Here is a 19,641-nt window from a genome sequence, read left to right as displayed (position 1 = left end):
TGTCCCTCCCCAGCAGTTTTTCTAGTAATTCTTTACAGTGATTTTTTGAATGACAATGTCTTTTTTAGGTTTGTTTTCGGCCTTTGCATCTGACACAGTCTGAGCCTCTGCAATCTTGTCCAGAACATCGTATCCGTCATACAGCTGTCCGAATACCGTGTAGTCTCCGGTCAGAGACGGGTATCCTCCCTGGTCTTTAAACAGATTCCTCTGCGATTTTGTAAGCTCTATCGGAGAAGAATCCAGCATTTCATCAGTAATTTCCCTGTTCTGCACTACAAAAAACTGGCTTCCGTTGGTGTCGGGTCCTGCATTTGCCATACAGAGAGCGCCTCTTACCGGGATCAGTTTGTCGGAAGTCTCATTCTTGAACTCTTTTCCCCAGATGCTCTGCCCGCCTTTTCCTGTTCCCGTCGGATCGCCTCCCTGGATCATGAAATCTTTGATGACCCTGTGAAAAATAATTCCGTCATAATATCCGTTGGATGCCAGAGTCAAAAAGTTCTTGACTGCCAGCGGGGAGTCTTTGAGGAAAAACTTAAACTTCATTGTTCCGTAACCCTTGACTTTCACAATAGCAACCGTCTCCCCTTTGGACGGTTCCCCGATCTGCACGGTCTTTTTGGCTCCGTTGATCCTGATCTCTTTATATTTGCTGAGTACCTTTGCCTCTGTGGATGTCTGGGCGGTGGTTTTTGCTTTCTCTGTTTTCTCCTGTTTTTTTCCGGTCTGGCATGCACAAAGCGCTAATGTGCAGAGGATCAGCCCCCCTGCGATCAGTTTCTTTTTCATGAATCTGTTCTCCTTTACTGTTCTGTGATTTTATCTGCCGGAAATACGATTCCGGTCTGCCGTCTGGCTTCGTCTATGATCTTCATTTCCATGACAGAAGCTTCCAGATATGGATGGTCTGTCTGCCCTGTCTCTATCAGTTCCACAAAGGTCTGTGCTTCGTAATTCATCGGGTTGGAACGGCTGTCACATTCAATGATCTCTTCGCTGCCGTCGTTGTAAAGAATCTTGATCTCTCTTGGATTCGGGCACTCTGACACGATCATGCAGCCCTTCTCTCCCTGGATCTGGGTCGGAAGCTTGGAATTGGTGATCTTTGAGTAAATGACTTCCGCCTGTTTATCCCCATAGGACGCGATAAGAGAGCCTGCCCCGTCCACACCGTTGTCCAGGAATATGGCATCTGCCAGTATTTTTTCCGGCATCCCGAATAAAGCTGCAAGAAAATGCACGCAGTACACGCCGATGTCCATAATGGCTCCGTTGGAAAGCTCGGGCTTAAAAGCATTTTCAATAATTCCGTTTTTAAACTTGTCATATCGTGAAGAATACTGGCAGTACTGGATCGTGGCACGGCGCACGGTGCCGAGCTTAGGAAGATATTCTTTCATTGCTTTAAATCCGGGTGTATGTACGGACTTCATGGCTTCCATAAATACGACCTGGTTTTCCTTTGCCGCCTGAATCATCAGTTCAAGCTCCGTTAAATTGGATGCCACAGGCTTTTCACATAACACGTGCTTTTTGTGGTTGAGCATCATCATCGTGTGCTTAAAATGACAGTAGGTAGGGCTTGCCACATAGACCGCATCGATCTCAGGGTCCTTTGCCAGTTCTTCATAATTATCATATACCTTATCGACCCCGTATTTGGCCGCAAATTCTTTCCCCTTTTCCATTGTCCTTGAATAGACCGCTGAAAGCTCGATCCCTTCGACCTCCCGGATGCCTTCCAAGAGCCAATCCGTGATAAAATTCGTTCCTATACATGCCAACCGTACCATAATTTCCTCCTTATACCTAAATGCAATTTAGCCTCTGGCACATCGGGGCAAAAATGCACCGACGGTACCGGAGGCTTTCAGGACCGGAAGATAAAATTCCTTCTAGTCCGCTGTTTCAAACTGACTGTTATAGAGGTTCGCATAGAAACCGCCTTTCGCAAGCAGTTCCTCGTGATTTCCCTGTTCTACGATATCCCCGTGGTTCATGACGAGGATCATATCAGCATCCTTGATCGTAGAAAGACGATGTGCGATGACAAAACTGGTCCTTCCTTCCATCAGATTATCCATGGCTTTCTGTATCCGCTCCTCCGTCCTTGTATCAACGGAACTGGTAGCTTCATCTAAGATCAGGATCTTAGGGTCGGCCAGGATCGCTCTCGCAATGGTCAGAAGCTGTTTCTGTCCCTGGGAAATGTTATTGCTCTCCTCATTTATTATCATATCATAACCTTTCGGCTGTGTCTCGATAAAATGATGGGCAAATGCAGCTCTTGCCGCTCCCTGGATCTCTTCTTCGCTGGCGTCTAACTTTCCGTACCGGATATTATCACGGACGGAAGCATTGTAAAGCCATGTATCCTGGAGAACCATTCCAAACATCTGCCGGATATCGCTTCTTTTAAAGTCTCTGACATCATAACCGTCGATCTTGATCGATCCGCCGCTGACATCATAAAATCTCATCAAAAGTTTGATCATCGTCGTTTTTCCTGCGCCTGTCGGCCCGACGATGGCGATCTTCTGTCCTTCTTTGACTTCCACGGAGAAATCGTTAATGACCCTCTGTTTTTCATTGTACCCGAAGGATACATGTTCAAAGGTCACATTTCCGTCCAGCGAAGACACATCCACAGGATTCTCCTTTACTTCTTCTTCCTCCTCTTCTTCGAGGAATTCAAAGACACGCTCTGCGGAGGCCGCGGTCGTCTGCATCATATTGCCGACCTGGGCCAGCTGGGTGATCGGCTGGGTAAAGTTTCTTACATACTGGATAAATGACTGGATCTGCCCTACCTCAATGGTATTCTTGATTGCCAGAAAGCCTCCCAGGATCGCAACGACCACATAGCCAAGGTTTCCCACAAACTGCATCAGTGGCATCATTGCCCCGGAGAAGAACTGAGATCTCCATGCTGAATTATATAATTTTTCATTTACTTTTTCAAACTCTTCCACAACACTCTTTTCTTTATTGAATACTTTTACGATGTTGTGGCCGCTGTAAATTTCCTCTACCTGGCCGTTGACTTCCCCAAGCAATGCCTGCTGCGCCTGGAAATAAGGCTGGGATTTTTTCATGATTGCCCCGATCATCAGGAAGGAAACCGGAAGGATCACGACCACAGCGACCGTCATCGGAACACTGATCCTGATCATCATAACGAACACACCGATAATGGTAGCCACAGAAGTAATGATCTGTGTCATACTCTGATTCAGACTCTGTCCCAAAGTATCCACATCGTTGGTGATCCTTGAGAGCACTTCACCAAATGTTCTGCTCTCAAAATATTTCATCGGCATCCTGTGGATCTTTTCAGAAATATCTTTTCTCATCTGGTATGTGGTGTTGTTGGACACGTGGGTCATAATCAGTCCCTGGAGGAATGAAAATGCCGCAGATGTCAGGTACAGTCCGAGAAGCGTCAGCAATATGCCCCGTATCTTGGAAAAATCAATACCGCCGGTTCCCTGGACTTTTTTTACCAGTCCGTTAAAAATTTCAGTTGTGGCATTTCCCAGTATGGTTGGGCCTACAATGTTGAATACCGTACTGGCAATGGCAAACAAAATAACAAAAGCGATGGCGCCGTAATATCGTCTCATGTATTTTAAAAGCTTTTTGATGGTTCCTTTGAAATCTTTTGCCTTTTCTCCGCCCTGCATCGGGCCGTGACCCATTCTCCTGACTGGTCTTCTGTTCTGATTACTCATGTTCTGCCGCCTCCCCTCTAGCTTTTGCAAAATCGTCCTCAGATAACTGGGATTTTGCAATCTGTAAGTAGACCGGACATGACTCCAGCAGTTCTTCATGAGTTCCTGTGCCCACGACACGGCCCTCATCTAAGACAACGATCTGGTCTGCGTGCAGTATCGTACTGATCCTCTGCGCAACGATCAGGGTCGTGCTTCCCTTTGTCTCTCTGGCCAGTGCCTGCCGAAGTGTCACATCCGTCTTATAATCAAGTGCGGAAAAGCTGTCGTCAAAAATGTAGATCTCCGGGTCCTTGGCGACCGCCCTGGCGATGGACAGCCTCTGTTTCTGTCCTCCGGATACGTTGGAGCCTCCCTGGGCGACCGGAGAATCATATGCCTCTTTCTTTTCTTCGATGAAATCTGCAGCCTGTGCAATCCTTGCCGCTTTCTTCACCTCTTCTTCGGATGCATCCTCTTTTCCGTAACGCAGGTTCGAGTCGATGGTTCCGGAAAACAGGACACCCTTCTGGGGTACATAGCCCAATTTATCTCTTAATTCCGACTGTTTTACCTCCCGGATATCCACTCCGTCAACAAAAATGCTCCCCTCCGTCACATCAAAAAACCTTGGGATCAGATTGATCAGCGTAGACTTTCCGCTTCCTGTGCTTCCGATAAACGCCGTGGTCTTTCCCGAAGGCGCCGTAAAACTGATGTCGTGGAGCATATCCTCTCCTGCATCAGGATATCGGAAAGAAACATGCCTGAATTCCACTTCTCCCTTTTTCTCATTCAGAAATTTTTTCGGCTGTTTTGGATCTTTGATCATGATCTCCATGTCTAAAATTTCATTGACACGCTCTGCTGCCACCTGGGCTCTCGGCATCATAATGGATACCATGGATATGAAAAGGAATGACATGATGATCTGCATCGCATACTGGATGAATGCCATCAGATCTCCCACCTGCATCCTTCCCAGGTCAATGTTGTCTGCTCCAACATAGACGATCAGGACTGTCATGGCATTCATAATCAGCATCATGAGCGGCATCATAAAAGTCATCGCCCTGTTGACAAACAGGTTGGTCTTCATCAGGTTCTTATTGGCCGTATCAAACCGTTCTTTTTCGTGCTTTTCGGTGCTGAATGCACGGATGACAGGAAGTCCGGTCAGGATTTCCCTGGATACAAGATTCAGCCGGTCGATCAGCTTCTGCAAAACCTTAAATTTTGGCATGGCCACTGTAAACAGGACTAAAATTACGGTCATGATCGCCACGACTCCGATGGCAATGGTCCATGTCATGTCCACATTGGTCTTCAGTACTTTATAGATGCCTCCAAGCCCCATCAGCGGTGCAAATACAACGATCCGGAACATCATGGTCACAAACATCTGGATCTGCTGGATATCATTCGTGCTCCTGGTGATCAGGGACGCCGTGGAAAACTTATCAAACTCTGAGTTCGTAAAATCCATGACTTTTTTAAAAATATGGTCACGGAGAATCCTGCTCAGTCTGGCTGCCAGTTTTGCAGACAAAAGCACGACCGTTACGGACACAGCCATAGCCAGCAGCGCAAGCCCCACCATAATGGCTCCGGTCCTTAACATATAGTTGGTCTGTATCTGGTCTAAATCAAGTCCCATGGCCTTATATTCAGCTTTTACAAAAGAGATCGCGGCCTGGCTGATGATGCTTTCCGGCATGTCGTCAATGCTCTTTCCCTTGAATTTCTGCGCCATCCTGGCATTTTCTTTGGTCTGGCCGCTTTGCTCCATCATTTTCATTTCCAGCATCAGCATCGGTTTTGACAGGATTATGTCTAAGTCCTCCCTCTCCTTTTTACTGATGTCTTTTCTCACATAGAGACGGCCTTTTTTATAAGAACTATAATCTGAGTCTTTCACCTGTTTTCTCGAATATAATTCATAGGCATCCTTCACTTTCTCTGCATCCTTTGGCTTCATCATTCCCATGAGTGCCTTCATGGACTCTTCCCGGACGGCATCCGGCACTGCGTCCTCAATTCCGCCCTGCTGGATTCCCACATTGACGATATTGGACGTATACGTCGGGATCGTCAGTTCACAGCTGACCTGCACACACAAAAGCAAAACAATACATGCGATCGGGATATATGCTTTTTTCAGATATCGGAATATTTTCAGCATGATGTCTCCTTTCTACGATTATTCCTTACATTTACAAGTTTCTATTTCCAAATCAACTAATTTATCAAGCCCCTCATAAAACTTTGTGAGCAGCCGGAACAGTTCTTCTTTTTCCTCTTCCGTGAAGGTCTTCATGACCTGATTTTTGATTTCGACGGTAGCTTCGGAAATTTTCTCATAGATCTGCCGGCCGTGCTCCGTGAGATACACGAGGCTCCTCCTCTGATCTTCCGGATCCTGCTTCCTGATGACAAACTTTCTTTTTTCAAGCCTGCGGATCATGACATTGATCGTTGAAGGCTTAATGCCCAATTTATCTGCAATTTCCTTCTGAGTCACTCCTTCTTTCTTGTAAAGGCCGGTGATCAGCGGCATCTGCCCCGGATGCAGACCTGCCTCTTTTAAATAGGCAAATCCGATTGCAAAATTCTTATGGTTGATCTTCAGAAGCAGGTGATAAATGCCGTCATCTTCATACATGATGACTCCTTTCTAAAACTTTGAAAAAATACATTAGTTGTCTAATCATTAGTTGACTAATAGTTATCATAGCACAGTGCAAATTGAAATACAAGAAAAGAATTATGAATATTTAGTAACGTTTTTTGGCCCGAAAATCATTCTGAAAAAGGTCCTGATCTCTCTCCAGGCCTCTTTGCTTTCCGGCAGCATTCCCATCGCCAGTTGAAACACATGGAACATGTCGGGATAGACACTGTATCTCACCGAAACACCGCTTTCCTTCGCCTTTCTTGCCGCTCTCAGTGTATCGTCCAGCAAAACTTCCCTGCCGCCTGCCTGAAACAGCATCGGGGGAAATCCATGATAATCTCCGAACAGCGGAGAAATATATGGATTGTTTACATCCTCACTTCCCGGATACAGAGAATCATAAAGCATCGTGACCTTTGATCTGCCGAACAGCGGATCTCTCCCGTAGTTATACTTAAGACTTTCTCCGCTCAGCGTCAAATCCGTCCACGGTGACATCAAAATAAAACCTGCCGGCATGGAAATTCCATGATCCTTCAGATATAATCCGAGAGCCAGCGCAAGTCCTCCCCCCGCCGAGTCGCCTGCAACCACAATCTTTTCCGGCAAAAACCCCTTCTCCTCTGTCAGCCATCGGTAGGATGAGACAGCGTCTTTAAGCGCCGCAGGAAACGGATGTTCCGGCACAACCCGGTAATCCGGTGACAGGACACTTCCTCCCTCGCTGCAAATGGAGTACTGAAGGGCTGCTCTTCGGTATGCGTTTCTAAGAGTCCCGATATATCCGCCGCCGTGAAGCTGCAGAACTGCCAGGTCATTTTTATCCTGATCCGGAGATAAAAATTCCATTTGAAAATTCTCATGTGCCAGTTTCTCGTTTGTATATCCTTTCGGACACTTCCACCGATATTCCTTCGGATTCTGGTGTCCCATGCCGGTGGCATACGTCCTTCCTCTGGGTGTCGCTGTAAATCCTCTGATGCATTGAACGGCCATCTGTCCGCGCAAACTTGCTCGTTTCATAGTATGCTCCTTCTCTGATTAAGTGTGAAATCTTCTGGCCAGTTCATTTTTCCCCTGCTTGTTTCCCGCCGCTAAAATAACAAATACTGTCAGCACTGAAATTCCGCAGGAGATCCATGCGATCAGCGGCTGTTCAAAGAGTCCGAACAGGTACATGATAACCGGTACCACACTCAAGACCGCTATAAAGATCAAGTACATCAGATAACTGTACCATGTCTTTCTGTTTACTAACACCAGCACTATCACTGCCAGGTCTGCCGTTAGGATCAGCCCCGGTATGACATAAGCCGCAGACCATCCTTCATATCCGATGACATAGTCAATGACAGATACCAGGATTCCTCCGCCGATTACCTCCACAACAATTTTTGCAGCCAGATTTCTCCTGTGTACAATCGAATAGGATACAGTCACCATCAGATATAAAATACTTGCAAGGACGATTGCCGACCAAAGGAATCCATTATATGTAATATAATTGATGATTCCCATAAGAACTGCAATCATACCAAGCAGAATAAAAAAAATATTTTTAATCCCGTAAAGCCTCTCTCTTTCTTCTTCCGGATCAGGGTACATTCTCTCCGGCTGAAAGGGTTTTCCGTCGTCAATCAGTACCCTGTTGCAGAGCGGGCACGTCACTGTCTCATCCAGGACTTCCACCTGGCAATTCTTACACCTTTTCATTGATTACCCCATTGCTTTCTATGGCTACTTTGATTCCTTCCTTCGCCAGATTTCTGAAAAAAGCTTTCTGCAGATAGCTTTCCTGGAATACCGACGTAAATGTGATGACCGCCTGGTCTTTATAACTCAGCATGGCGCATTTCATCTCCTGTGTCTTGAAGACACCCATCATCACATGAAATTTCTCGATCTCATCCTCATATCCGGGAAGCACTTTGATCTGTCCCAGGTTGGACAGCGTAGTAGTCGCTGACTTGCTGGAACGCCTGAACTTATAACTTAGTCCAAGGTTTTTCACAGCCAGCGGCAGAATCCGTATAAATGGGTTCTTCTCTGCTGAAACATTATAGGACAGCACCTCCTCGATCTTTTCCTTTTTAATCTTTTCGTCCATCTGCCGGCTGACTTCAGAAAGGACCTCCTGAAACGTATGGTCCTCCCCCCTGGATAAAAATTCTATCAACGTCACCGCATAAAAGTTGCTGGTCGTACTGGAGTCAAAAAAAGCCCTTAAATTGATCGGCAGATTAATCCCGATAGGATTTTTATCCTGCTGCCTGTTCATGTATTCTTCATATATACTGTATATTAATACGGCGGTCAGATATTTAGTGACACTGACCCCGCAGCTCCTGCAGGTTTTCTTCAGATCCGCAATACTGACATAACCGTGTATGACGCTGATGGCGCCTCCGTAAATCCTTCTTCCTTTCATCTGATAAGCTTTTTGCGTGCTGTAACCCTTTCCCTTTTTCTTTCTGTAATGCTTAAAGTAACTGTCTTCCTGATCCAAAATACATTCTTCGCTCGGAGAATATTTTTTCATCTCTCCTTTGGACTCGTTCCTGAGCAGATCAATATAGCGGTAAGTGAGCTCCTTTAAAAACGTGATGGCTCCCATGCCGTCTGAGACAGCGTGGAATACTTCCAGATTGATCTTCCTTCTGTAATAGGAAACACGGAACAGAAACTTCCTCCTTCCATGGGGATCGATATACCGACAAGGATACTCGGTCTCATCCTCCACCTGGGGCCGGTTCTTATTTTCTTCAAAATAAAACCAGAAAAATCCCCTTCGAAGCCGCACCCGGAACACGTCAAACCACGGAAGGACATCTTCCAGCGCTCTCTGGAGCAGTTCCGGACGTACTTCCTCTTTCAAAGTGGCTGAGATACGGTAAACATGGCTGATCTCCCTGTTTGCGATCACCGGAAAAAGCTGGGCCGTATTGTCAAGCTTCCTCCATGTAATATGATCTTCTCTCTTTTTCATAATTCTTACCTTCCTAAAAAGCAAAATCAAAAGAAATTTCTATCTATAAACAAAAAGCTGCCAAACTTAATTGACAACTTTTCGGGTGTTATAAACAGTTTTACAGCACAGTCGGGGGACAGCATCTTTTGTTGAGAAGATACCACCTCCAGAAGACATTATGACCATTTTCTACATGATTGGAGTGAGGCATTCTAAGAGCTGAACGGAAATCATGTGGAAAATGTCACGCATTTCTTCCGCAGCACTTTTTGTATTTCTTGCCGCTGCCGCAAGGACACGGATCATTTCTTCCGATCTTCTCGCCTTTTACAACTGTCGTGGATGATTTCTGTTCTTTATATAATTCTTTTCTTCTCTCTTCTGACAGAATATCATTCCACTGTTCCAGCTCATACAGCCATTCTGCACGGCATGCAACCATGTTGTAGTATAATTTTTCAAAGTCGATATCTAAAGTTACTTCTGTATCTTCCTCCATCTCCTCGATCGGATTCGGAGTTTTCAGACTGTCATTGATCCCATCCAGAAAACCTACAAAAAACTGAAGTTCAGTCTCGTATTTTTCTGCCAGCTCCTTGACGGTTCCTTTTTCTACAAAGTCTTTATCTGATAATAACTTTTCGTAAATCTCTTTTTCGATTCCAAAATAGGAAAGCCAAAACTGCTGTCCTTCCTGTGTACGGTCGTCAAATTTATACGCATAGTCGCGCCATTCCTGAAGTAATCCCATGATTTATCCATCCTTTTACTGATTTTATTGCTTTCGTGATACTTAAGATACTATAACAAATTTAAAATATTTTTTCAATCTGTGTATAAAAATAATTACAGGGGACATACTCTTAATGTCTAATCAATAGATTAGAATACTTATCCTCCCCTTTACGTGCAGGAGGCCTTGAGTTTCAGGGCCTCCTGCATGTTTTTTATTTAATTGAGGGGCCGTGGAGCTGAAATAGACTTGCCCACTTTGTTCTCTGCTAAAACAGATTTCGTACAATCAATTCCCTATTCCGCAATTCGTATTTTTCCTCTATAAGTAAGTTATAAAAAAATCGTTCCAGATATTTAAATTCTATTCAAATCCCTTTTGGATAGTTTGCATAGTTAGAACGCACAAGAGCGTTTCTGAAATATCGAGCATGTTTCTGAAACATATCGTTATTGACTGGAAAACCAATACTGTTTAAATATCGTTCGATAAATACCGCAGTAGTTCTCGTATTTCCTTCTGGAAATGGAACGATAGGGATACAAAAACCTATTCGTAAACTTCCCAATAACCGTATCGTTTACCACCTTTGTATTCTATCACACTTTGTTTTATCTCACATCTAAACCTCCTCAAATTGTTTATCTATTAACAGATAACTGTCTAGCCATTTCAGTAGTAGTAAATGAATCTTTTTTGATTAAAGCTAATACTTTTTTCTCTGCTTAATTCTATGTAAATCTCATTTCTATTGAAAATAGGTATTCAATATCGAATGCTTTTGAATTCCCACTTTGAAAAAAATTATTATTAAGTTGTTGGAAGTTTGTATAGCTTTTGGTCATAATAATTTTTCATTCCGTCTAAGATTCCTGTCAAAAACAGTATTACTTCATCTTTAATATTTTCTAAATCGCTAATGGTTAAATCCCTTGCACAATCGCTAAAAGAAACATCTCCATGTGCCAAGCTATTCCGCTCCCTTTTAACACGTTCTAAAGATTCTCCTGAAGTTGCTAGACGATAGCGTATTCTATGTTTATCGCAAATGTTTTTAATTTTTTTTGCATTTAGATTACCACTAATTTCCAAGGCGTCTCTTGAAAGAATAATCGGTGCATTAGTCGTAATATCTCGAATAATTTCTTGAACGCGATTTTCATAGGCAACTCGTTCTGTGGCAGGTCCATATATTTCATTTATTTTATATTTCGACCAAATATCTTGAATCTCACGGATTACTTGATTATAAGAACAATTGTCGTTTTTCAAATCTTCGTAAATTTCCATCATTCCACTAACGATGCATGCCTCGACCAAATTATATAACATTAGCAAAAAATTGGATTTCATAATCTTATAGAAGCGTGTATTGTCAATGGTCTGTATATTAGGACTCCCATTATCAATTTCAACCATAATAGAAAAATAAAATTCAATTTCTTGCTTTCTGTCAGCAAAAATGCTTAGTGTGTTTTGCATAGCTTTATCCTTTTAATAATTGATCTCTCACATATTCAACACGTAATTTCAATTTTCCTTCATTATTACTGGCATCTGAAGTCGTGTATTCTTTAAATTCATCAGAATCAAGCCAGTCAACATTGCTTATTCTTAAATCTGGCTTTTCTCTTAATGCTAATGCGACGCCAACAGAAATTGCTTCAAAACGAACACGAGGAGTTGCTTTCGCTTTTTCGGTCTTAGCAAAGCCAAAAGGAAAGTTTTCTTTTACAAAAGAAACCATGCGTTGAAAATCTGCGTAAAAAGTATATTCATCAAAATCAACCAGATTATTAATGAGATATTCGTCTAAAAATTCATTAACGGTGTGTCCAAAGTTCTCATAGTTATTTAAATAGGCGAAGAAACGGAGAACAAATTCAAATCGTTCATGTCTCTTAACTCTATCTTCACTCATAGGGCAGAGCGCAACAAACGCTTCATCTTTAGAACATTTTTCAATAAAGTCAGTAAATGGACCAGGATAAGAGCCACGCCGCACTTCTGAATCATTAGCTTTCATTCCGGTTGTATTAATTCGATAAAAGAGATCCTGTCTAGCTACAGTAGGTGTATCTTCCTCCAAAACAATAATCCTTAAGGTTTTATTCAGAAATTTACGTTGCTGAGCATCAGATAAGTCTTTAAAATAAAATCCATTAAGTTTGGTTAATTTTTTTAAGCCGCTAAGTTGCAGTTTGTTATTGTGGAATTCAACAAGAGTCTGCATACGTTGAGCACCATCAATTACCTCTTGTTTACCATTATCACAATCTGCAAAAAACATAAACGGAATTGGTAAACCAAGAAAGATTGATTCCAAAAAAAGAGTTTTATTTTTAGTTTGCCATACAAAATTTCTTTGATATGGCGGTATAAAAAAGTCTTTCTTTTTAAATTTTGCAATCAAAAGTTCTATGGTAAAATCTTTTGTGTCATAATCAATTTGTTTCTGCATTTCTTTGATTTGCAGATCAGCAGCTTGTTTTTCTTCCGTAGAAATAATATGTTCTTTTTTAATTCGCGGCATTTTCCTCTACCTCCTGTAAATGTTGTTGAATACTAATCCCTATAGTTCGCCCTAATTCAACAGGAACGGCATTTCCTATATGTATTCCTATTTCGCGTCGGTTCGATGGATGATCATTGTCAATAAAAATATAATCCGGAGGAAACGATTGCAAAATAGCGCCCTCTCTTAATGACAAAGCTCTATCTTGCTCAGGATGTCCAAATCGTCCATTTCCGTATCCATAAAACTGTGTTGTTATAGTAGGAGAAGGTTCATCCCAGGACATCCTCCCATATACAGAAGGATATGTTTTTCCACTTTCTTTTTTATGACATTTTAATTGTAGTTCTTCATCCCAATCGCGCCATGTACCCCCAGGAGTAGATTGTCTTATTCTTTTCAAGTTAGTGGATGAAAGCCGACAAGCACGATGAAGCAAATCATTGGCATCCTGTTCTCCATCTTTTAATGCAGGCAAATCCCCTATGGCTTGACGTACTGTTGGATAATGTTCGGAATCATACAACGGAGGAATCAATTTTAATTCTCCCAAGCGAGAAGCCAATAAAACCAGTCTTTTTCGATTTTGAGGAACGCCATATTCCGGACAATATACAATTTTCCAGTCAACATAATAATTCAATTCTTTCAGAGTAGATACAAAATCGGCAAAGACTTTTTCACTCTCTAATTCTGGTACATTTTCCATAGATATTATTTCAGGGTTTATCTCCTGAACTAACCTTGCAAAAGAATATAATAATTTCCACTTATCATCAGTTGGTCCATCTTTTCGATAGCGATTAGTATATTTGGAAAATGGTTGGCATGGTGCACATCCGACAAGTATTCGGGTAGCGTTATCAGGATATAATGCCTCTAATTGTTCTCCCTGTAAAGAAGTAATATCACAATTTATGAATTGCGCATTATTATTCTTTTCATAAGCAAATCGACAAGAATCGTCAATATCTATACCAGCTTGCACAGTTATACCCGACAGCGATAATCCTTTTGTTAAGCCACCAATTCCACAAAATAAATCTATTGCGGTAGAAGGCACTAAACCTCACCTCCCTTTTGATTGAAATTTTCTTGATCAATAAAAAGTAAATATGTGTCTATCTGTAATGCATCAGCAATTTTTTGTATATTGTCTAAAGAGATACTTCGTTTTCCACATTCTATTGCACTAATATATGTCCTATGCAATCCTGCTTTTTCTGCGAAATGTTCTTGAGAAAGACCTAATTGCATACGATATGCTTTTACATTTCTTGAAAATACCTTAATTACATCCACGCTAAATTCACCCTTTTCTAGTCTAACCAAGTGAATACAATAAGTCAACATACAATAAGTCACAAAAAACTATTTTTCATCTTGCATGTATAATTATATTTACTAATAGGATGATACAGAATTAGCAAAAAATACGTTATACGAACAAGCACTCTGTAACGAATAGAATGTTCGAGAAAGCCTATGGTTTGCAAGGTTTCTGGCATATTGGAAGTCATGCATCCGTATGACGTACAAGGTACGTATACCATACTCTTAAAAGTAAGTGTAAAAAAGGACATCCATCTAGACAAAAGATGAAATGCCCTTTGGCATATACGCTATTTAATTTTATGTACAAAGCAGTTTGCCGCTGTTACGCCGTTTTCTGCTGGTGTCTCTGTGTTACATTTCCATCTCTAAACGGGTGAGCAACATTCATTTCTACATATTTTTCAACAATTTTATCGAAAGTTGGTTGTGGCATTTTATTAACACTCTGCAATGTTGCTTCCAGATTATTGAAAAATCCCGAATCAAACATCTGAACTGCATTCTTTTTACTAATTAATTCTTCTGTTTTGTAATTCTTCCGTAATGCAAATCCCAAGATTTGTATGCCTCTCGATCGAATTCATACCATCCTCAATATATGCCCATGTTTCTTTATATTCGCCCTCAACAGAAAAATCCGATTCACAGATAAACTTGACAAATCCTTCCAGATTTTTTCTATATCTTATAGCAAACGCATATGCATCATCTTCCTTGTCCTCATCTGTACTGTTTCTCTTATTATGTAATACATGATCTAAATTACAAGACATATAATACACTTTATAAGGAATCTTCCAGATTTGTCCTGTGCTCGTGAGACGATACAAATTTTCCTGTTTCTGCTGATTACGTCTGATAATTGCCTGTCGATTCAATGTGTGAATTCCATCAGATTCATACAAAATCTCATTACAATCCTGTTCTTCCAATATTCGATCCTCAGGAATATACGCACCATCTGTATCAACAATATGAATGATTTGTTTAAAGTCTTTTGCTGTATAATGATGCGATTTTGCATAACCACGCACCTCATTTCCTATTTTGGAAATAATATTTTGTGAAGTTACTCCTGTTCTGGTAGTAATATCACCGTGCATGATATAAACATACACCGAATCTTTATCATATACTTGATTCAACATGACACCCAGAGCAGCATTGTCTGAAGGACCTTCTACAATGACAAGTACAATTTTCTTACGAGCCAAATACTTCACCCGCCTCTCTGAACGCTAAAGCTATCTCATAATTATTGGTCGGATTATAAACCGGCTCATTCTGTTCACCTAAAACAATATCTCGATAATAGAAATCCCGGAGATTATTGTTTCCTTTCACATTTGTCATACGAATGTAACGATTATCCGGATTTGTTGTTGTAAAAGCAATAAATCCCTTATCAATCGTTTCCAACGGCCTAAGATTATGAGATGTAAAGATCAACTGCCCTTTTCCTCTTTCGGATATAATATTGAGAAGTTCGCCTAATAAATATTCAAAAATTCCGGCATCCATTTCATCAATAGCAACTGTAATAGATGGATTGTTATATACAACAATTAACAACTGTAAAATCGAAACAATTTTTTTAATTCCTTCTGACTCATATTGAAAAGGAATTGCTTTATTATTTTTTAAAGACATCAATTGAATAAGCCTTCCAATCTTACCATCCTTCGAAACCATCGGTCCCAAATCATCAATATCAATTGTTAGGCCCGGAATGATTTCTTCTAAAACAATGTTCATATTAGAAATAATTTTTTTCACCAGTTCCATTGCATCCTCCGGAATTGGAGCTGCCACATTCAGGGGCAGCATTAAATTTCCAACAGTTTCTGAATTTTTTTCTTTATACTTAAATGCCAACGGCAAGGCATTCATGCTAATCAATCCCGAATTTTCCGTGTCAATAACAAAAAGTTCTCTGTTTCCAAATGTGTATAATCCTTCAATTAATGCCATATATTTTTCATTCTTACAGTTTTTCCTAAAGGCATTTATCATTTCTCGTGAAAAAACGAATGTTCTTCCCTGCGTCTGAACAAGACGTTTCGTTACAAGCAATTCTGTAATATCATTTGTTACTTCACCTAAAAGTTCATTAAATTTCGACTTTGGCACAAACACTCCTGAAGTTCTTGTATCAACAAGTGGCCCCTTACGGACTTTTTCATCCTTTGAAGTGTATGCGAAGCTTAATACTTCATCATATATTTGTGTTTTATATTCCAGATCAGCATTTACGCCTTCTTCATTAGAATGTGTATCATCTATCATTTTCTTTAATGAAAATTGATACCAAATGTCATAACTGACTTCATCCCTTTGCATTTTAAATTGAAATTTTAAAGTAGCATGGTCTTCGTCAACATGAACATAATCCGCATATTTTTCCGGAATAGCCTTTCCACATAATGCAAATTTAAGCACTTGTAATGCATCAACTAACGCAGTTTTCCCTGAACCATTTTGTCCATACACCCCCACAATACTTGCACGATAATTTTTTTTGCGATTTGTAAGATCAAGGGTTCCGTACTTTACATTTTTAAAATTCTCTATAGTTATATTTTCTATCCTGACAAAACGTCCGCCCATAACAACCTCCATGCCCCTATATAATTCATATTTCTGTATTATTTCTATTGATGCTCCTATTATATCATTCCCTTATTTATAATTCAATATTCAATCTCATATTCTATACTTTTTGTTCCGCTTTTGTCCTTCGATTTTCTTGTCGTATTTATTAGAAAAACGCGGGCTCCACAATCAAATGAAATCCGCCAAAAATTTACGTATATACTATTTCATTCAACACAATCCCCTCCTGTGCCTCTTCATTCACATCTGCAAGATAAGCCCAGAGCCAACAGTTCAGTACCAGACCGTTAAACAATATCGGATTGCTATTTTTCAAAAATCACTGTCAACAGTCTGTGATCCGCTACACTTGGCGGAGATACATGCCATGCCCGGCGCACATAGAAAAGGAACACCCTTTTTTATAGGTATTCCTGAATTTTATATGTTATTTAATTTTATTATGGAGTGATACAAAGTAATTTGTTGCTGTTTATGCCACTTTTCCTTGGTGTCCCAATGTTACCTTTCCATCTCCAAATGCATGTACCTGCCAGATAGCAGAGGTAAATCTTGCTATATGACTCTCTAATTCAAATTCATCACAGGCAAGATAATTAAAATGTCTTTCCTCTTCAAAATCATATTGGAATGTATCTTCAATCATAAAAAATTAGCATGCTTTACAGTCTCTCCATTCAAAATCGGCTCTGCTTTAGAAATATTATATGATCTGATCTCTCCCGCAATATCATAAATCCCCCGAAACAAGTATTTATGAATTGACTTCAGCACAGCCGGACTGAAAGTGAAAGAATCATCCTTCAATAGTTGTACAATACGGTTTGATACTAAGTCACATTCCATTCTTCGACTTATCCGGTCATCTTCCGTCATATTTTTGTAATGAGAATACAAAAGCTTTTCAACAGACTCATTCGATAATTTACCGTATATATTTTCCTTGGACAATTCTATCAGATAGTCTGATAGCTCCAGATAATCCACTTCCTGTAATCCAATCGCAGTCTTCCAATATTCTTCATTCTTTCACCGCCTTTGTAGAGAGACTATCATAAGAGCTTAATATTTGTTATACCATCTTATTGTATTTTATTGTATCAGTTATCTTCATTTCCCGCAACGCCTGTGAAATCCTCCAAAAACACATTGACATATATCTATATTTATCATATAGTAAATATAGATAATCATCTATGGGAGGTATCTGAATTGGAGATTGACGAAAAGAAGGCTTCCGCCGTTTTTAAAGCTTTTTGTGATGAAAACCGCATTAAAATTTTAAAGCTTTTAGTTACAGGTGAAAAATGTGCCTGCGAGCTTAATGAAAAGATTGATGTTTCGCAGCCTACCATGTCCCATCATATGAAAATTTTGTGTGATTCCGGAGTTGTATCGGGCCGCAGAGAAGGCAAATGGACCTACTATTCAATTTCATCTGAAGGAGTGTTCTTTGCCCTTCGGACTTTGCATGCACTGACAGGCAAAAAATTATCGTAAAAATTTAGTGGTGACCTGAGCAATCATAAAGATCGCTGCGAAAATTATTTATACTCTATACATAAATACATTTATATATATCTATATATAAGAAAGGGCTTTAACAACATGGATACAATAAAATCAATATGGAATTTCTTTCAGAATGAAATCCCCGGAATGAATTGGCTGAACCAAATCATAAAAAAACTTTCAGAATCCTTTGGCCTTGATACCTCATCCAGGGTTGGAAACAGTATACAGTTTTTTATATATGACACGATGAAGATCATGGTGCTGCTGGGAATATTGGTCTTCCTGATCTCTTACATCCAAAGTTACTTTCCGCCGGAAAGAACAAAACGAATCTTTTAATGAATCTGATCATGTCCTGGATGTGCCGCAGGAATCTTTGTGCTTTAAAAACAGAGTCAAATATGCATGGAAGACAGCAAAAATCACAGTAAAAGGGGTCACACCATATATTTTGGCGGGTGTCGCCATAGGCGCGGTTATTCATAACTGTTTTGTGGGATACTTTTTCAATGTATTCCAGTATCTGTTTATATAAAGAAGAACGTCACACTCTGTCCAAAATCACCCCTTGTATCTTCTTTCTCTTCCCATTAAAATAGAAGAAACAAATCTATTGTGCGGGAGGTTATCTTTTGAATTACACACCATTAAAAAGAATCCGTTTAGAACATGCATTTAATATCAGGGATCTGGGCGGCCTGGAAACCGCGGATGGCTCAGTCATCCGATGGAACCGCCTATACCGCGGTGACTGTCTTGCATTCCTTTCTCCAGACGAATGGAAAAAGCTTGAGAAATGCGAGATTGTCTCTGTCATAGATCTTCGGAGCAGATCCGAGACACTCCTTATGAAAGATCAGGTTCCGGAGTCAATGCAGTATTATCACTGTCCCCTTCAAAAAGAAGAGATTGACTTTGAAAATGCTGCAGACTCAGCCTCAAAGGCCTTCACCAAAAGCCTGGCTGACGGTTATCAGAAAATGCTGTATGACAGTCCTGAGTTGATCGCCGGCACAGTGAAAACTGTCGTTCAATGTCTTAACAAAGGCGGAGTTCTGTTCCACTGTACCGCAGGGAAAGACCGGACCGGTGTTCTTTCTGCCGTACTCCTAACACTTCTTGGCGCTGCCAGAGAAGACATCGTCGCAGAATATCAGGTTTCCTTTACATACAATCAGCGCGGCGTAAACAAAGCAGCCATGAAACTTCCTGACTATAAATCCATGCTTCCGATGCTCGGCTCAGATGCCGCCCATATGGAACAGCTGCTTAATTTGTTTGAAGAACTTCACCTTGTGTCCTATCTTACAAAACATGGATTGTCCGATCCTGAAATTACACATCTGAAAGAACTTGTCTTGGAAAGGAAAAGCTCATGAAACAAAAAACAAAACGTATCCTGTCCATCCTTGTGATCCTGTCCATTTTTCTCGTCATAGGCCTCACTCTGTTTTGTGCATTTACCGGAAACGGAGCGTTCTACGGTATGCTGGCACTGATGTTTTTTTATCCGCTGCTCCTGTGGGTGCTTATTTTTCTATACAAAAAAAGTAAAGACTGAAACAGAAGGTGCTT

The 19,641-nt window shown here is 40.7% G+C and carries 19 protein-coding genes and 2 pseudogenes; 4 read left to right on the top strand and 17 right to left on the bottom strand.

Annotation, left to right across the window (positions count from 1 at the left end):
• Nucleotides 1-21: 21 nt before the first annotated feature.
• The 17 genes and pseudogenes from QGT46_RS06610 to QGT46_RS06535 all read right to left on the bottom strand — a co-directional run bounded on the left by QGT46_RS06610 (nucleotide 22) and on the right by QGT46_RS06535 (nucleotide 17,197).
• On the bottom strand, nucleotides 22-792 hold the full coding sequence (locus tag QGT46_RS06610) for a peptidylprolyl isomerase (RefSeq protein ID WP_022261241.1): 771 nt from the start codon (nucleotides 790-792) through the stop codon (nucleotides 22-24).
• Nucleotides 793-806: 14 nt separating this feature from the next.
• Nucleotides 807-1,796, bottom strand: coding sequence for a Gfo/Idh/MocA family protein (locus tag QGT46_RS06605; RefSeq protein ID WP_148458709.1), 990 nt, complete (start codon nucleotides 1,794-1,796; stop codon nucleotides 807-809).
• Between the two features lie 102 nt (nucleotides 1,797-1,898).
• Entirely contained in the window at nucleotides 1,899-3,734 is a 1,836-nt protein-coding gene (locus QGT46_RS06600) for an ABC transporter ATP-binding protein (protein ID WP_148458710.1), read from the bottom strand.
• Nucleotides 3,727-5,895, bottom strand: coding sequence for an ABC transporter ATP-binding protein (locus tag QGT46_RS06595; protein WP_024726711.1), 2,169 nt, complete (start codon nucleotides 5,893-5,895; stop codon nucleotides 3,727-3,729). Before QGT46_RS06595 ends, QGT46_RS06600 begins: the two co-directional genes overlap by 8 nt.
• Before the next feature lie 18 nt (nucleotides 5,896-5,913).
• Nucleotides 5,914-6,375, bottom strand: a complete 462-nt coding sequence (locus tag QGT46_RS06590; protein WP_024726710.1) for a MarR family winged helix-turn-helix transcriptional regulator — start codon at nucleotides 6,373-6,375, stop codon at nucleotides 5,914-5,916.
• A gap of 102 nt (nucleotides 6,376-6,477) precedes the next feature.
• Nucleotides 6,478-7,410, bottom strand: a complete 933-nt coding sequence (locus QGT46_RS06585; protein ID WP_148458711.1) for an alpha/beta hydrolase — start codon at nucleotides 7,408-7,410, stop codon at nucleotides 6,478-6,480.
• A gap of 18 nt (nucleotides 7,411-7,428) precedes the next feature.
• A complete protein-coding gene (locus QGT46_RS06580) occupies nucleotides 7,429-8,100 on the bottom strand; it encodes a DUF6320 domain-containing protein (RefSeq protein WP_148458712.1) in 672 nt (223 codons plus the stop codon).
• A complete protein-coding gene (locus QGT46_RS06575) occupies nucleotides 8,087-9,373 on the bottom strand; it encodes a hypothetical protein (protein ID WP_024726708.1) in 1,287 nt (428 codons plus the stop codon). The genes QGT46_RS06580 and QGT46_RS06575 overlap by 14 nt, the downstream gene beginning before the upstream one ends.
• A gap of 226 nt (nucleotides 9,374-9,599) precedes the next feature.
• A complete protein-coding gene (locus QGT46_RS06570) occupies nucleotides 9,600-10,106 on the bottom strand; it encodes an SEC-C metal-binding domain-containing protein (RefSeq protein ID WP_024726707.1) in 507 nt (168 codons plus the stop codon).
• A gap of 792 nt (nucleotides 10,107-10,898) precedes the next feature.
• Nucleotides 10,899-11,570 carry an MAE_28990/MAE_18760 family HEPN-like nuclease gene (locus tag QGT46_RS06565; protein ID WP_148458713.1) on the bottom strand — a complete coding sequence of 224 codons (672 nt, stop codon included), beginning with the start codon at nucleotides 11,568-11,570 and terminating at the stop codon, nucleotides 10,899-10,901.
• A gap of 4 nt (nucleotides 11,571-11,574) precedes the next feature.
• Nucleotides 11,575-12,621: a DUF262 domain-containing protein gene (locus tag QGT46_RS06560; RefSeq protein WP_148458714.1), complete on the bottom strand. Its 1,047-nt coding sequence runs from the start codon at nucleotides 12,619-12,621 to the stop codon at nucleotides 11,575-11,577.
• Nucleotides 12,608-13,666, bottom strand: coding sequence for a DNA cytosine methyltransferase (locus tag QGT46_RS06555; protein WP_148458715.1), 1,059 nt, complete (start codon nucleotides 13,664-13,666; stop codon nucleotides 12,608-12,610). Before QGT46_RS06555 ends, QGT46_RS06560 begins: the two co-directional genes overlap by 14 nt.
• A complete protein-coding gene (locus QGT46_RS06550; RefSeq protein ID WP_148458716.1) occupies nucleotides 13,666-13,905 on the bottom strand; it encodes a helix-turn-helix domain-containing protein in 240 nt (79 codons plus the stop codon). The genes QGT46_RS06555 and QGT46_RS06550 overlap by 1 nt, the downstream gene beginning before the upstream one ends.
• A 388-nt stretch (nucleotides 13,906-14,293) precedes the next feature.
• Nucleotides 14,294-14,503 (bottom strand): annotated as a pseudogene (locus QGT46_RS17505) (hypothetical protein); the annotation flags it as partial.
• Nucleotides 14,448-15,161 (bottom strand): hypothetical protein, encoded by a 714-nt coding sequence (locus QGT46_RS06545; protein WP_301590058.1) that lies wholly within the window; start codon nucleotides 15,159-15,161, stop codon nucleotides 14,448-14,450. The pseudogene QGT46_RS17505 and the gene QGT46_RS06545, both read right to left, overlap by 56 nt.
• Nucleotides 15,142-16,545, bottom strand: coding sequence for an AAA family ATPase (locus QGT46_RS06540; protein ID WP_148458719.1), 1,404 nt, complete (start codon nucleotides 16,543-16,545; stop codon nucleotides 15,142-15,144). The genes QGT46_RS06545 and QGT46_RS06540 overlap by 20 nt, the downstream gene beginning before the upstream one ends.
• A gap of 478 nt (nucleotides 16,546-17,023) precedes the next feature.
• Nucleotides 17,024-17,197 carry a hypothetical protein gene (locus tag QGT46_RS06535; RefSeq protein WP_270430223.1) on the bottom strand — a complete coding sequence of 58 codons (174 nt, stop codon included), beginning with the start codon at nucleotides 17,195-17,197 and terminating at the stop codon, nucleotides 17,024-17,026.
• Between the two features lie 572 nt (nucleotides 17,198-17,769).
• Between QGT46_RS06535 and QGT46_RS06530 the strand changes: the two genes are divergently transcribed.
• From QGT46_RS06530 to QGT46_RS06520, 4 genes and pseudogenes are all read left to right on the top strand, one after another.
• Nucleotides 17,770-18,051 (top strand): ArsR/SmtB family transcription factor, encoded by a 282-nt coding sequence (locus QGT46_RS06530; RefSeq protein ID WP_148458818.1) that lies wholly within the window; start codon nucleotides 17,770-17,772, stop codon nucleotides 18,049-18,051.
• A gap of 108 nt (nucleotides 18,052-18,159) precedes the next feature.
• Nucleotides 18,160-18,399: pseudogene (locus tag QGT46_RS17500) on the top strand (permease); the annotation flags it as partial.
• 299 nt (nucleotides 18,400-18,698) lie between these two features.
• A complete protein-coding gene (locus QGT46_RS06525; RefSeq protein WP_148458721.1) occupies nucleotides 18,699-19,445 on the top strand; it encodes a tyrosine-protein phosphatase in 747 nt (248 codons plus the stop codon).
• The gene (locus QGT46_RS06520) at nucleotides 19,442-19,627 is read left to right on the top strand and encodes a hypothetical protein (protein WP_024726701.1); all 186 of its coding nucleotides are present in this window, start codon (nucleotides 19,442-19,444) and stop codon (nucleotides 19,625-19,627) included. The genes QGT46_RS06525 and QGT46_RS06520 overlap by 4 nt, the downstream gene beginning before the upstream one ends.
• Nucleotides 19,628-19,641: the final 14 nt, after the last annotated feature.

Source organism: Anaerostipes faecis (assembly GCF_910574135.1).
GTDB lineage: Bacteria > Bacillota > Clostridia > Lachnospirales > Lachnospiraceae > Anaerostipes > Anaerostipes hominis.
This window is presented reverse-complemented; position numbering and strand designations above follow the sequence as displayed.

Bases quoted from the DNA above. Each gene is read 5' to 3' on its own strand.
- QGT46_RS06540 (WP_148458719.1), bottom strand. From the start codon at position 16,545: ATGGGCGGACGTTTTGTCAGGATAGAAAATATAACTATAGAGAATTTT.
- QGT46_RS06590 (WP_024726710.1), bottom strand. From the start codon at position 6,375: ATGTATGAAGATGACGGCATTTATCACCTGCTTCTGAAGATCAACCAT.
- QGT46_RS06570 (WP_024726707.1), bottom strand. From the start codon at position 10,106: ATGGGATTACTTCAGGAATGGCGCGACTATGCGTATAAATTTGACGAC.
- QGT46_RS06600 (WP_148458710.1), bottom strand. From the start codon at position 3,734: ATGAGTAATCAGAACAGAAGACCAGTCAGGAGAATGGGTCACGGCCCG.
- QGT46_RS06575 (WP_024726708.1), bottom strand. From the start codon at position 9,373: ATGAAAAAGAGAGAAGATCATATTACATGGAGGAAGCTTGACAATACG.
- QGT46_RS06520 (WP_024726701.1), top strand. From the start codon at position 19,442: ATGAAACAAAAAACAAAACGTATCCTGTCCATCCTTGTGATCCTGTCC.
- QGT46_RS06560 (WP_148458714.1), bottom strand. From the start codon at position 12,621: ATGCCGCGAATTAAAAAAGAACATATTATTTCTACGGAAGAAAAACAA.
- QGT46_RS06535 (WP_270430223.1), bottom strand. From the start codon at position 17,197: ATGATTGAAGATACATTCCAATATGATTTTGAAGAGGAAAGACATTTT.
- QGT46_RS06585 (WP_148458711.1), bottom strand. From the start codon at position 7,410: ATGAAACGAGCAAGTTTGCGCGGACAGATGGCCGTTCAATGCATCAGA.
- QGT46_RS06595 (WP_024726711.1), bottom strand. From the start codon at position 5,895: ATGCTGAAAATATTCCGATATCTGAAAAAAGCATATATCCCGATCGCA.
- QGT46_RS06610 (WP_022261241.1), bottom strand. From the start codon at position 792: ATGAAAAAGAAACTGATCGCAGGGGGGCTGATCCTCTGCACATTAGCG.
- QGT46_RS06565 (WP_148458713.1), bottom strand. From the start codon at position 11,570: ATGCAAAACACACTAAGCATTTTTGCTGACAGAAAGCAAGAAATTGAA.
- QGT46_RS06605 (WP_148458709.1), bottom strand. From the start codon at position 1,796: ATGGTACGGTTGGCATGTATAGGAACGAATTTTATCACGGATTGGCTC.
- QGT46_RS06580 (WP_148458712.1), bottom strand. From the start codon at position 8,100: ATGAAAAGGTGTAAGAATTGCCAGGTGGAAGTCCTGGATGAGACAGTG.